We start from the raw sequence: 12,034 nt of genomic DNA, 5'->3' as shown, positions 1-12,034 counted from the left end.
CGGTCGGGAGCACCGGGAGCACCGGGAGCACCGGGGAGCACGGGGGAGCACGGGGGAGCGCCGGGAGCATCGTGACGACGTGATCGTCACAGCCCACCTGGTGCCCGACCGCCTCGACCTCGCGCGCCGTATTTTCGGCACCCGTCGGCGGGAGGTCAGGGATCTGGATCATGGACACTTGTCCCTGGCGGTCGCGTACGAGGAGACCGCGGGTGTGCGGCAGTTGCTCCAGCTCGGGGAGCACATCGAGATCGCCGCTCCCGAGCCAGCCCGACGGCTGGTGAGGGATCTCGCGCAAAAGCGGGTGGACGTCCATGATTCGAGGGGGAGGACGAGATCGTGAACCGGCACATCGGGTTCGAGCGGCTGCACAATTTCCGCGACCTGGGCGGCTATCGCACCGGGGAGGGCGCGTACGTGGTGCCGCGAACGGTCTATCGGGCGGACTCGCTGGGCAAGCTGCAGGGCGCCGACTGGGACACGTTCCTGGGACTGGGCATCCGCACCGTGATCGACCTGCGCTATCCCTGGGAGATCGAGGCCCGGGGCCGGGTGCCCGAGGCGGAACGCTTCGAGTACGTGAACCTGAGCATCGAGCACCGCCCGTACGACCAGGCCACGATCGACCCGGACCTCGATCCGTGGCGTTACCTGGCCGACCGCTTCGCCGAGGTGGCCGACGACGGGGCCGACGAGATCCGGCAGGTGATCGGTCATTTGGCGCAGGCACCGGCCCCGGTGGTGTTCCACTGCACGTCGGGAAAAGACCGCACCGGCCTGATCGCGGCCCTGGTGCTCACCCTGCTCGGGGTCTCCCGCGACGACGTGCTGGCCGACTTCGCCCTCACCGAGCTGGCCACGGCCCGGTTGCTGGCCGACTGGCACACCGCGAACCCGGACCGGCCGATGCTGTGGCCCTCGTACGGCCGGGCCCCCGCGGTGGTCATGGAGCTGGTGCTGGCCGACCTGGAGGCTGAACATGGCTCGGTACAGGGGTATCTCACTGATCGCGTCGGCGTTGACACCGAGACGGTGAAGCAGCTGCGAGGCCGTCTTCTCACCGAGGTCAGGCCGTAGCCCGGGCCGAGGACCTGAGTCCCCGGCCCGGGCCGGCCTAGGCGTTCGTCACGCGTGCAGGGTGTCGAACAGGAACTCGCCGGCCTGGCGGGTCGCGCCCCGGGCGGCCTGGGTGTCGCGCATCGAGTTCACCATCACGAAGTCGTGGATGATGCCCTGATAGCGCACGGCCGTGACCGGCACACCGGCCTGGCGCAGCTTCGCGGCGTAGGCCTCGCCCTCGTCGCGCAGCACGTCGGCCTCACCGGTGATGACCAGGGCCTGGGGCAGGCCGGCCAGGTCGTCGAGGGTCGCCCGCAGCGGCGAGGCGGTGATCTGCGCGCGCTGGGCCTCGTCGGTCGTGTACTGGTCCCAGAACCACTTCATGCCCTCGCGGGCCAGGAAGTAGCCGGTCTGGAACTGCTCGTACGAGTCGGTGTCGAAGTTCGCGTCGGTCACCGGGTAGAACAGCACCTGCGCCGCGATCGCCGGGCCGCCGCGCTGCTTGGCCCGGATGGTCGTGGCGGCGGTCATGTTGCCACCGACCGAGTCGCCGGCCACCGCGATGCGTGAGGGGTCCATGCCGTGGTTCGCGCCTTCGGCGGCGATCCACTCCAGGGCCGCGTAGACCTCGTCGATGGCGGTCGGGTACTTGGCCTCGGGGGAGAGGCTGTAGTTCACGAAAACCGTTGCGGTCTGGGCGCGGACCGTGAGCTCACGGACGAGGCGGTCGTGCGTGTGCGCGTTGCCGAACACCCAGCCGGCGCCGTGCGTGTACAGCAGCACCGGCAGCGGGCCGGTGGTGCCGACCGGGCGCAGGATCCGGATCGAGACCGAGCCGGAAGGGCCGCCGGTGATGGTCAGCTCCTCGACCTCGGCCTCGGGGACCGCGACGTCACCGCTCTGCACACCGTCGACCGCGGCCCGGCCGTCGGCGGGGGCGAGTTCGTAGAGGAACGGCGGCTTGCTGGTCGCGTCGGCGAATTCCTGGGCGGCGGTCTCGAGGACGGGTTCTGTTCCGGGCATGAGTGCTCTCTTTCGGGGGTGAGGGGTTTCAGATACCGGCAGCGTCGGTGATGACCTTCGCGACCTCGGCCGGATGGGTCTGCATGAGCAGGTGCGGGCCGTCGAGCTCGACCACGTGCTCGATCCCGGCGCGCTGGTAGCCGAAGCGCTCGACGTCGGGGTTGATCGTGTGGTCGGCCGCGGCGACGATCGCCCGGCTCGGCTTGGTGCGCCACGCCGCGACGGAGGCGGCCTCACCGAACGCGGCGGCGGCCAGGGGCCGCTGCCCGACGGCCAGGACCTGCGCCACCTCCGGGTCCAGCCCGGCGGCGAAAACCTCACCGAAGGCGGAGATCTCGACGGTGAACTCGGGGCCGTCGGCCGGCGTGGTGCTCTGCACCAGGTGGGCGGCCAGATCGGAGTCGGGGAAGCCGCCCTGCAGCTCGCCCAGGCTCTCGCCCTCGGTCAGGGCGTAACCGGCGACGTACACCAGCGCGGTGACGTTCTGCGCGACACCCGCGACGGTGATGACCGCGCCGCCGTAGGAGTGGCCGGCCAGCACGACCGGGCCCTCGATCTGCTCGACGACCGAGCGGATGTAGGCGGAGTCACCGCTCAGGGTGCGGTTGGGTACGGACGGCACGATCACTTCGAAGCCCTGGTCCAGCAGGATCCGGGTGACCGGCGCCCAGCTGGCGGCATCGGCGAAGGCGCCGTGCACGAGCACGATCGTGGGCTTGGCATCAGACATGGATGGGGTACTCCTGGTTGGGGGACGTGCCTCCCAGCCTGCCCTCGTCAAGGGCCGGACGACCCCTCACCTCCGGACGGGAAACCCTCGAAATCCGACACCCTCAGACAACGGTGCGATGATGAGGGCCGGTCGGCGCGGACCGGACATATCGGTGAGGTGGCGAGCTGGGCAGGTGGCCGTAGTGGCAGTGCGAGGTGGACGGCTGCGCATCGGTGTACTCGTCTTCGACTACGTGAAGATGCTTGACTTCGCCGGCCCGGCAGAGGTTTTCGTTGAGGCCAACCAGACCGTGGGCAACTACGAGGTGGTGCTCATCTCGCCTGACGGCAAGCCCGTGCACACGTCCATCGGGGCCCGGGTCGAGGTCATGGCCGCCGCGGCCGACGTCACCGATATCGACACCCTGGTGGTGCCGGGCAGTGAGTGCGCCCCGCCGTCGTTCGTCACCCCGGCCGTGCTGGAGGCCACCGCGCTGCTGGTGCCCCGGGCCCGCCGGGTGACGAGTATCTGCAGCGGTGCCTTCGTGCTGGCGGCGCTCGGGCTGCTCGACGGCCGCCGGGCCACCACCCACTGGAAGTTCACCAAGCGCCTGGCCAAGGACCACCCGCGTGTGCTGGTGGAGCCGGACTCGATCTTCGTGCGCGACGGCAACGTCTACAGCTCGGCCGGGGTGGTCGCCGGCATCGACCTGGGCCTGGCCCTGGTCGAGGAAGACCACGGCGCCGACGCGGCCCGCCGGGTCGCCCAGTCGCTGCTGGTCTACCTCCAGCGGGCCGGGGGCCAGTCGCAGTTCTCCGCCCAGCTGGCCGGTCCCGCCCCGCGCACCCCGGTCGTCCGCCTGGTCGTCGACCTGATCCAGGCCGACCCGGCCCAGCCCTTCACCGCCCAGAAGCTCGCCGACCACGCCCGGGTCAGCGTGCGGCACCTGGCCCGGATGTTCCGTGAAGAACTCGACTCCACACCGATGGAATACCTGGCCTCGATCCGCTTCGAGGCCGCCCGGGCCAAGCTCGACGCCGGCTCGACGGTGGCCCAGGCCGCCTTGCTGTCAGGCTACGGCACGGCCGAGTCGCTGCGCCGGGCGTTCATTGCCCGCCTGGGCATCTCACCGCTGAAGTACCAGCAACGGTTCCGGTCCACGACCCGGTCAGGGCTCGGTGCGCAGGAGGCTAGGTGATAACAGGCCTTCGGCGGTGCCGAACATGATGCTCGATCGTGTGGAGGCAGTGTCCAAGGGCGCCACCCCCACACGCGGAAGATGCGACGACGTCAGAGGGCGAGGTGGTCGAACTCGCCGGACTTGGTGGCCTTGATCCACGTGACGCTGTCGGGGCTCATCTCTCGTACTCCTTGATAAGAACGGCCTGAGTCAACAGACTGGCATAGCGCTGGCGGAGGTCGTCGAGAACCTGTTCCTTGACCGAATACTGCCCGGCCGCGTAGGTCTCCATGTAGGCCAGGTCGGGTTCCTTGTCGTCGTCGAACTCCAGAAGGGTGAACTCGCCCTTGGTTGCCGCACTGGCTCCGGCGTCGAGGGGGAGGACGCGCACGGTCACGTTGCGGCGCTTCGCCAGCGTGCGCAGGTGATCCAGTTGCTGGGCCATGACGTTCGGGCCGCCGACCTGGCGGAGCAGGCCGGCTTCGTCAAGAATCACCGAGACCTGGACCGCTTGACGGTCAAAGACGTTCCGCGCTCGCCGGACACGGATCTCCGCCAGCCGACGGGCGTACTGGGGATCGTTACTGTGGTGCGGATTCTTGGCCCCGACCGCCTCGGTGTAGGCCGGTGTCTGCAGAACTCCCGGAATCAGACTGCCGAATATCAGGATTCGGTCGGCCACGGCTTCGAGGTCGAGCAGTTGCACCAGCCAGGGGGCAATGTCCTGGCGGTATTTCTCGTGCCATTCGTCTTCGTCGGCCTGATCCACCATCTCGAGAATGCGGCCGGTGGTCTCGGGAGCGAAACCGTAGAGCTCGCAGGCGCTCTTGACGAGGTTGTAGTTGGGCTTGACCTCGCCCTGCTCCAGCCTGCGCAGAGTGCGGGGGTTCACCCGCAGCGCGACAGCGGCATCGGCCAGGGGCAGCTCCTTGTCGCGGTGGTCGGCGAAGTGATCCTCGCGCGCGCCCAGAGCTGGCGTCCGACAGGCCTACGCTGGGTAGCGGCGCTAGCCTTTTGCGTCATATGTGCAGCGTAATGGCCTGGTAATCCGGGACACAATCGATGTGTCGTCGTGTCACTGACCGGCCGTCCCGGACCGACGGTCTCCTTGTCCGCCCTCGTCCGGCGCGACGACGCTGTCGCTACTGGCCGAGAAGACGGGGGTGGGACGGTGCACGGGGACGCCGATATGGAGCGGCTCGGGCAGCTCGTGGTGTATTTGAGGCGGCACGGTGTGCCGGTCCACGAAGCCGCGATCATCGATGATGACGTGCTGGCGCTGAGCTTTGATAACAACCTCGGGCAGGCCAGTCACCTGGAGTATCTGTTGCTCGGCTGTCCCGGCATCGTCCGGGTGACCTGCGTCGCCCCCGGTCTGGTGCGGGCTCATCGAACGGCGTCACCCGTGGCGGGCCGTCGTGCGTCGTCCCGCCCGCCACGGTGGTGGCGTCGTGGATAGCGGGCACCGGCCGGGTCGTGAGGAGGTCGTCGTCTCGGACGAGGTCACGCGGTCGGTGATGGTGCTGGAGTTCGTGTTCCGCTGCGAGGACATCACGGTGTGGTTCGGGGCGAGGACCCTGGCCGTGATCGAGCGCGGGGTCTTCGCGGCCTGGTTGTGGCGGGGCGGCGCGCTCCTGGTCGATGACCTGCTGTGGAGCGTCGAGGGCGGGACCACCTTCCTGACGATCGACGCTCGTCATACCTACGTCGTCGACGGTGAGACGGTGAGACGGCTGGCCACCGCCGTCGCGTGAGCCGACCTCAGGGTTGCAGTTCGGCCTCATGAACGGCCCCGTCATACAGGCGAGACGCCACCTCGTTGATCCTTGGCCCTGCACCCCCCCCAGGGGTGGGTGGCCCTTTGCCGACACCGCGCCGGGTCCTGGCCTGTACCGCGGAAGGTCCCGGCCCGTTCCTGGGCCTGGCAAGATACCGGGGTGTCCGAACTCGTGTTCTTCTCCGGGACGATGGACTGCGGCAAGTCGACCGTGGCCCTTCAGACCGATCACAACCATCGCATCCGCGGCCGTCAGGGCCTGCTGTTCTCCCGGTTCGACCGGTCCGGGGAGGCCGTGATCTCGAGCCGCATCGGCCTGTCCCGGCCGGCGATCGAAGTGCACGACGACACGGATCTGCTCCAGGCCGTCACCGACCGCATCATGACCGGCCAGACGGTGGACTACCTGGTGTGTGACGAGGTGCACTTCTACACCCCCTCGCACGTCGAGCAGCTGGCCCTGCTCGTCGACGACCACGACATCGACGTGTTCGCCTTCGGTCTGCTGTCGGACTTCCGCACCAAGCTGTTCCCCTCCTCGGCCCGGTTCATCGAGCTGGCCGACCGCATCGTCGGTTCGCAGGCCGAGGCCCTGTGCTGGTGCGGTGCCCGCGCCACCCACAACGCGCGCACGGTCAACGGCGTGATGGTCGTGGCGGGCGAGCAGGTCGTGGTCGGCGACGTGACGAGCGGCGCGACCGGGGCGGTGGCGTACGAGGTGCTGTGCCGCCGGCACCACATGCGACAGCAGACGGTAGCGACCTCGGTCGACGTGCGGGTGGTCGAGCGGAACGGTGCGGCCCGGCTGTCCTGACCGACGGTGAGTCTGCGGGGCGGCGGCCCGTCCGGCGGATACCGTTCGTCAATCATCTGAGCTTCAAAGACCTTGTGTGAAGCGTCAAATCATGACGGCTGGGCGAGTGATATCCCGGTTCTGAGCGCGCGCTGATCTTTTCGGGCGAGTAATTGTCGTTCCATGACGATGAACTCGCTCCGTCCCGTCCGTCTCGCCGGTCTGGGTCTTGCTGGTGCCGTGGCCATTTCGGCCGCCACGCTCGTCCCGGTCTCTTCGGCCTCGGCCGCGACCGCTCACGGTTTCAAGGAATTCACCGCCAACGAGGACTGGACGCCGCCGGTCGACTCCAAGGCCATGATCTATGTCTGGGGAGCCGGTGGAGGCGGGGGCGGTGGTGCTTCCGGAGGGGCCGGTGGCGGAGGCGAGGGATCGCAGCAGTTCGGTGGCTACCGCATGGGCGGCGGGGGCGGCGGCGGTGCCGGCGGAGGCGGTGGCGCAGGCGGCGGCAGCGGGTCCTTCCTGGCCTGCTCGACGTCACTGACCACCGAGGGGAATCTGCGGGTCCAGATCGGGACCGGCGGTGCCGGCGGTGGAGGGGGCGGCGGCACGACCGGAGGTCGTGGGGGCGTCGACACCTTCGGGGGTGACGGCAGCAACGGTGAGGGCGGCCACTCCGGTGGGGCAGGGGAGTCGGCGGCGCCCGCCCTGCTGCGTGGTCTGCTCGGTGCTGACAAGTCCACCGTCGTGTCGTCACGGACCCGCGATCTCCCGATCTTCCTGCCCGTCCTGCGGGCCGGCGGTGGCGCGGGTGGGCAGGGCGGAAGCTCGGTGGGCGGCGGTGGTGGCGGTCAGGAGTCCGGGACCGGCGGCGGCCGAGCCGCTGAGCAGGTCTCCGTGGGCGGCGCGGGTGGGGAGGCCCGGGGGATCGGGCAGATCATTGCGAACAAGTGCCAAGGCAGCACTGTGATCGGGGTGGCAGGCGCAGCCGGGACCCTGGGCACCTCCGGCGGCGGGGTCTCGAAGGACACCCGGTTCGGTGGCTACGGCGGCAGTGCCGGTAACGGCGGAGCCGGCGGACGGGTCGGCCCGGCCACCATCACGCTGCCGGACGGCAGCACCTACACGGTTCCCGCCGATGTGGCCGCCGGTGGCAACGGCGGTGCCGGTACCGGTGGGGCCCGAGGCGGTGAGGGCGGTGTCGACGTCGGATCCACCGGGAGCAAGCGTGGCGGGGGCGCCGACGGAGCCACCGCGGGCACAGCAGGGCACAACGGATTGGTTCTGGTGGCCTGGTAGCCCGAGCAGTCCCCGTTGCGGGACGGGACATACGGCGGCAGGGAGTTCTGGGGAACGGCGATCGGTGCCGCCGCCGGTGCCCTGGCGACTACCGCCTCTTGGGAGGTGCTTTCACATCATCGACGGTCAGCACGGCCGGGGCTCTGGTGCCCGTGAGTCGCAGTCGGAATCGGCGTTCAGGTGGATCCTGTGGATCTGGTCTCACGACGAGTTCGTGTCAACCACTTGAATCATGGCTTGCGTCAAGTGGTTTGGTTGACTGATGCTAACTCCGCAGAAGTACTGGCAACGGCTCGAGTTCAGGCCGGTACCTCCAGCCGGCCCGATCCGCCCCCCGGTCGGCCGAGGGGCGGATCGGAAGTGGGCTACTTCCTCGGCGTGCCGAAGTCCTGCACCCAGTACTGGCCGTAGGCGGCGCCGCTGCCCGCGGCGTAGCCCACTCCCAGCTCGGTCAGGCTGCAGTTCAGGATGTTGGCCTTGTGACCGGCCGAGTTCATCCAGCTCTTCATCACGGCCGCGGGAGTCGCCTGCCCGGCCGCGATGTTCTCGGCCGCACCGCTCCAGGTGTAGCCGGCGGCGGTGATCCGCTCGAACGCGCCGGTGCCGTTCTGGCTGTCGTGGCTGAAGTAGTTGTTCTTCAGCATGTCCTCGGCGTGGGCCTGGGCGGCCTTCGTCAGGGCGGCATTGGCCGTCAGCTTGACGTCGCACCCAGCGGCCGCGCGCTCGGCGTTGGTCAGGGCGAGCACCTCGGCCTGGTACTTCGCCACCTGGCTGTCGCCGCTGCCACCGGTCGGTGCGGTGGTTGTGGGGCTCGTGCTGGTGGTGCCGGACGGCGCCGGGGTGGTCTCGTCGGGGTCCGTGGTCGGGTCGGCCGGCGGCGTGCTCGGGTTGTCAGCCGGGGACGTCGGGGTCTGGGTGGGGCTCGCGGTCGGCTTGCCGTGGTGGCCGCGGTGCCCGCGACGACGGTTCTGCCGCACCTCCTGCGCATCGGGGGACGTCGCCCGGCTGGTGGGGGTGTCGGTGCCGGGCTCGGTGGTCGCCGAGGCGCTCGGCGTGGTCCGGGTCTTGCCGGAGATGGGAGAGGCGTTGGCAGCAGAGCCATTACCCGCCCACGGAGTGCAGGCGAAGGCAGCGCCGGTGCCTCCGACGACCACGGCGGTGACGCCGGCGATCAGGACGGGCCGGAGTTTCCGGATCTTCTGGTGACGTGTCAGGGCCATGGGCGAGAGGTCTAGCACGATCGCGGATTAAGGCGTGCTCATGGCGAAAGCCGTTGCGAACGCCGTTCAGTGCTCAGCCGTCACATTCTCAGGGGCATTGGGCGGCGGACCGTTATGCCGATGTGACCGGGTAGTTAATGCAGGGCCTAAAAGATTTTGCTGAGAATCGTCGTCCACGGGCCTCGTCACGGCGTTCCGGTGTCACGGCCCCCCGGGACCGATTGCAGCCCGGCCAGCAGCAGGTTCTCCAGGCGCCGCACGGTGTCGCGCGCCTGGTCGGCGGGGAGCACACCGAGCGAGGCGATCGCCAGCAGGCCCGCGCGCACGTCGGCCACCGTCACTCCTTCGCGCAAGGCTCCGGCCTCCCGCGCCCGCCGCACCAGATCGTCCAGCGCCTGAGCGTGTTCGCGACGCCGACCGACGAAGGACTGCGTGCGCAGCAGTATCTGGGTGAGGGCCGGGTCGCTGAGCCGGGTGTCGGCGAAGTGCCGGATCACCTGGGTCAGTGCGCTCCAGGCGTCCGGACCGGCCAGTGCCCGCGCCAGATTGTCCTCACAGGCCGCGACCCGTTCCGCGAGCACGGCCTCCAGCAGGTCGGTGCGGGTGGGGAAGTGCCGGTACAGCGTGGCACTGCCGATCCCTGCCCGATCGGCGATGGTCCTGACCGGCACGTCGAGGCCGTCGTGGCATAGGCCCGCCGGGCGGCGCCGAGGATGCGCAGGCGGTTGAGATGCGCGTCCGTGCGCGGTTTCCGGGACGTCTGCGGGCTCATCTGTCTCACTTCGCCGGTTTCCGGGATCGGGTCGCCGTTCCCCGGCCTACGGTACCCGGCAACCCCATCACCCAGCTGTTGAGGAGAACTCGTGTTCGTCGTCCACTATTCATCTTTCGGGCCGCCCGAGGTGCTGCGCGCCGGTGAGGCCCCGCAACCCCACCCGGGCCCGGGGCAGATCCGGATCCGGGTGCGGGCGGCCGGGGTCACCCCGGTCGACGCGGCCCTGCGCTCGGGCACCACGGCGGCCGCGGCCCGCCTCACGCTGCCGCACGTCCCGGGGGTGGACGCGGCGGGCGTGGTCGACGAGATCGGGGACGCGGTCACGCTCACGAACGTGGGGGACGCGGTCTTCGGAGCAGTGGACGTGCGCACGCTCGGGGGTGCCAACGCCCAGTTCGCGGTGCTCACCTGCTGGGCCCACCGGCCCGCGGCGCTGCCCTGGCACCAGGCGGGAGCGGCCGGGACCAGCGTGGAGACCGCCACCCGGGCCCTGGACCGGCTGGAGGTCAGGGCCGGCCAGACGCTGCTGGTGGACGGCGCGGCCGGGGGAGTGGGCAGTGCGGTCGTGCAACTGGCGATCGCCCGAGGGCTTGACGTCATCGGCACCGCCCGGTGGCAGAACCAGTCGTTCGTCGAGAGTCTCGGCGCGCAGCCGGTGGTCTACGGGCCGGACCTGCGCGCCCGGGTGCCACGGGCGGACGTGGCCCTGGACGTCGCCGGGAAGGGCTCGCTGCCGGAACTGATCGCGATCACCGGCTCGGCGCAGCGGGTGCTCAGCCTCGCCGACGTCGCCGCCCCCGGACTCGGCGTGGCCCTGTCGATGGGAGCGCTCGCCGGGGAGCCGGGCGGTGAGCACGGCCTGGCCGAGGCCGCCCGGCTGGCTGTCGAGGGCCGGTTCCGCGTGCCGCTGCACGAGGTCTTCGCGCTGAAGGAGGCCTGGCGCGCCCACACACTGGTCGAGGCTCCGGGCCCGCGCCGAGGAAAGATCGCCCTCGACGTCGGGGCCTGAATCTGCCAAGACCGCCGTGATCACGAAAGAAAAAAGGGGGCGAGGTCAGGCGAACGTCCAGACCTGGGTGGCGGCGGAGCTGCACGTAGCCATCACGAGGTTGCGGCCGTTGCCGGTCTCACCCTCCGGGTCGTCGGCGACCAGGTCCAGGCAGAGGTTGCTCTTCACGTTCACCAGCTGGAAGCCCTTGCCCTGGGCCCGGCTGCGGAACACCGCATTGTCGGTGGCGTCACGCACGCACTGGCCCAGCAGGGCATTGCTGCCGGCGGGCACCGAGTCGTACCCGACCAGGTCGATGCACAGCTGGCTCTTGACGTTGCTGAGCATGATCCCCTGCGCGACCTTGATCCGCTCGAACTCCTGGTTCTCACTGTCCCCGGCCGTGCACGTCCACTGGTTCAGGACGGCGGCGGCCTGGGCCGGGCCGTCGTTCGGCAGGTCGGCGCAGCGCCCGCTGCTCTGGTTCCGGATCAGGAACGGGCTGGTGAAGGCCGGGGTCGTCGTCGTCTTCTTCTTCGGCGTAGCGGTTGGGGCCGGCGGATCCACCGTCACGGTCACCGTCCGGACGCGGGTCGTGACCGAGGCCGTGGGTGAGGGCGGCGTGGTCGTGGCCGTCGGGGTGGCGGGGGCCGAGGTCGGGCCCTGCGCCGCGGAACTGAAGACCGGCGGCATGGTGACGGGAGCGACGTCGGCCAGCGGCACGTCCGGATCGCCGGACCAGGTGTAGGCCAGCGCCCCCAGCGCCGACCCGGCCACGACGAGCACGAGCCCGGCGGAGGTGAGCGTGGCACCGGGCCGGCGCTCGCGTGAGGGAAGACGGGGGATACGCATGGGGCCACACCTCGGGGCAGGCGCGCGGGCAGGCGCGCCACGATCAACGGTCACGGACGAAGTCAGCCCACAGTGTGGCAGTTCGTCATGAACCGGATGTGAATCGGCGGTCGTAGATCTTCTGATGGGCGCGGACCGGGCCATCAGCCGGATGATCTCCCGTTCCCGGTTCGACAGCGGCACCAGAGGTACGGCGCCGGGTCGTGCGACCCGAGGCAGATGCTGTCGGTCGTCCTCGGCCACCTGCACCCGGGAGTGGCCGTCGGCACCCGTGACCCTGCCCGGATCTTCCAGCGTTGTGCACAGATCGGTGCGGCCGATGTCGACCACGGTGGTGGGCAGCGCTCGTCATGCTG

Annotated in this window: 14 protein-coding genes; 7 read left to right on the top strand and 7 right to left on the bottom strand. The window is 70.0% G+C overall.

Going from position 1 to position 12,034, the window contains the following annotated elements; all coding sequences use genetic code 11:
- Positions 1-79: 79 nt before the first annotated feature.
- Entirely contained in the window at positions 80-343 is a 264-nt protein-coding gene (locus tag QSK05_RS14340) for a hypothetical protein (RefSeq protein ID WP_285597672.1), read from the top strand.
- Positions 340-1,077: a tyrosine-protein phosphatase gene (locus tag QSK05_RS14335; RefSeq protein ID WP_285597671.1), complete on the top strand. Its 738-nt coding sequence runs from the start codon at positions 340-342 to the stop codon at positions 1,075-1,077. The genes QSK05_RS14340 and QSK05_RS14335 overlap by 4 nt, the downstream gene beginning before the upstream one ends.
- Positions 1,078-1,125: 48 nt before the next feature.
- Here the strand turns inward: QSK05_RS14335 and QSK05_RS14330 are convergent, their stop codons facing one another.
- Together QSK05_RS14330 and QSK05_RS14325 are read right to left on the bottom strand one after the other, a co-directional pair.
- Positions 1,126-2,082 (bottom strand): alpha/beta hydrolase, encoded by a 957-nt coding sequence (locus QSK05_RS14330; protein WP_285597670.1) that lies wholly within the window; start codon positions 2,080-2,082, stop codon positions 1,126-1,128.
- 28 nt (positions 2,083-2,110) lie between these two features.
- Positions 2,111-2,812 carry an alpha/beta fold hydrolase gene (locus QSK05_RS14325; RefSeq protein ID WP_285597669.1) on the bottom strand — a complete coding sequence of 234 codons (702 nt, stop codon included), beginning with the start codon at positions 2,810-2,812 and terminating at the stop codon, positions 2,111-2,113.
- Between the two features lie 175 nt (positions 2,813-2,987).
- Here QSK05_RS14325 and QSK05_RS14320 point away from each other — a divergent pair, with 175 nt between their 5' ends.
- A complete protein-coding gene (locus QSK05_RS14320) occupies positions 2,988-3,992 on the top strand; it encodes a GlxA family transcriptional regulator (protein ID WP_285597668.1) in 1,005 nt (334 codons plus the stop codon).
- Positions 3,993-4,149: 157 nt separating this feature from the next.
- Here QSK05_RS14320 and QSK05_RS14315 read toward each other — a convergent pair whose 3' ends face one another.
- Both QSK05_RS14315 and QSK05_RS14310 read right to left on the bottom strand, forming a co-directional pair.
- Positions 4,150-4,893, bottom strand: coding sequence for a DUF5753 domain-containing protein (locus QSK05_RS14315; protein ID WP_352301396.1), 744 nt, complete (start codon positions 4,891-4,893; stop codon positions 4,150-4,152).
- A 156-nt stretch (positions 4,894-5,049) separates the two neighbouring features.
- Positions 5,050-5,364 carry a hypothetical protein gene (locus QSK05_RS14310; RefSeq protein WP_285597666.1) on the bottom strand — a complete coding sequence of 105 codons (315 nt, stop codon included), beginning with the start codon at positions 5,362-5,364 and terminating at the stop codon, positions 5,050-5,052.
- Positions 5,365-5,425: 61 nt separating this feature from the next.
- On the opposite strand from QSK05_RS14310, the gene QSK05_RS14305 reads away from it, so the two are divergent.
- The 3 genes from QSK05_RS14305 to QSK05_RS14295 all read left to right on the top strand — a co-directional run bounded on the left by QSK05_RS14305 (position 5,426) and on the right by QSK05_RS14295 (position 7,843).
- On the top strand, positions 5,426-5,728 hold the full coding sequence (locus QSK05_RS14305) for a hypothetical protein (protein ID WP_285597665.1): 303 nt from the start codon (positions 5,426-5,428) through the stop codon (positions 5,726-5,728).
- 183 nt (positions 5,729-5,911) lie between these two features.
- A complete protein-coding gene (locus QSK05_RS14300; RefSeq protein ID WP_285597664.1) occupies positions 5,912-6,565 on the top strand; it encodes a thymidine kinase in 654 nt (217 codons plus the stop codon).
- A 162-nt stretch (positions 6,566-6,727) separates the two neighbouring features.
- Positions 6,728-7,843: a hypothetical protein gene (locus QSK05_RS14295; RefSeq protein WP_285597663.1), complete on the top strand. Its 1,116-nt coding sequence runs from the start codon at positions 6,728-6,730 to the stop codon at positions 7,841-7,843.
- 365 nt (positions 7,844-8,208) lie between these two features.
- On the opposite strand, the gene QSK05_RS14290 is transcribed toward QSK05_RS14295, so the two are convergent.
- Both QSK05_RS14290 and QSK05_RS14285 read right to left on the bottom strand, forming a co-directional pair.
- The gene (locus QSK05_RS14290) at positions 8,209-9,063 is read right to left on the bottom strand and encodes a CAP domain-containing protein (RefSeq protein WP_285597662.1); all 855 of its coding nucleotides are present in this window, start codon (positions 9,061-9,063) and stop codon (positions 8,209-8,211) included.
- A gap of 185 nt (positions 9,064-9,248) precedes the next feature.
- On the bottom strand, positions 9,249-9,734 hold the full coding sequence (locus QSK05_RS14285; RefSeq protein ID WP_285597661.1) for a TetR/AcrR family transcriptional regulator: 486 nt from the start codon (positions 9,732-9,734) through the stop codon (positions 9,249-9,251).
- A gap of 192 nt (positions 9,735-9,926) precedes the next feature.
- Here QSK05_RS14285 and QSK05_RS14280 point away from each other — a divergent pair, with 192 nt between their 5' ends.
- Complete coding sequence (locus tag QSK05_RS14280; RefSeq protein ID WP_285597660.1) at positions 9,927-10,847, top strand: NADP-dependent oxidoreductase; 921 nt, start codon at positions 9,927-9,929, stop codon at positions 10,845-10,847.
- 45 nt (positions 10,848-10,892) lie between these two features.
- On the opposite strand, the gene QSK05_RS14275 is transcribed toward QSK05_RS14280, so the two are convergent.
- Positions 10,893-11,678, bottom strand: coding sequence for an RICIN domain-containing protein (locus QSK05_RS14275; RefSeq protein WP_285597659.1), 786 nt, complete (start codon positions 11,676-11,678; stop codon positions 10,893-10,895).
- Between the last annotated feature and the right edge of the window lie 356 nt (positions 11,679-12,034).

The organism is Kineosporia sp. NBRC 101731, from assembly GCF_030269305.1.
GTDB lineage: Bacteria > Actinomycetota > Actinomycetes > Actinomycetales > Kineosporiaceae > Kineosporia.
This window is presented reverse-complemented; position numbering and strand designations above follow the sequence as displayed.

Excerpts from the sequence above, each read along its gene's own strand:
- QSK05_RS14330 (WP_285597670.1), bottom strand. The coding sequence starts at position 2,082 with ATGCCCGGAACAGAACCCGTCCTCGAGACCGCCGCCCAGGAATTCGCC.
- QSK05_RS14290 (WP_285597662.1), bottom strand. The coding sequence starts at position 9,063 with ATGGCCCTGACACGTCACCAGAAGATCCGGAAACTCCGGCCCGTCCTG.
- QSK05_RS14275 (WP_285597659.1), bottom strand. The coding sequence starts at position 11,678 with ATGCGTATCCCCCGTCTTCCCTCACGCGAGCGCCGGCCCGGTGCCACG.
- QSK05_RS14295 (WP_285597663.1), top strand. The coding sequence starts at position 6,728 with ATGACGATGAACTCGCTCCGTCCCGTCCGTCTCGCCGGTCTGGGTCTT.
- QSK05_RS14310 (WP_285597666.1), bottom strand. The coding sequence starts at position 5,364 with ATGAGCCCGCACCAGACCGGGGGCGACGCAGGTCACCCGGACGATGCC.
- QSK05_RS14325 (WP_285597669.1), bottom strand. The coding sequence starts at position 2,812 with ATGTCTGATGCCAAGCCCACGATCGTGCTCGTGCACGGCGCCTTCGCC.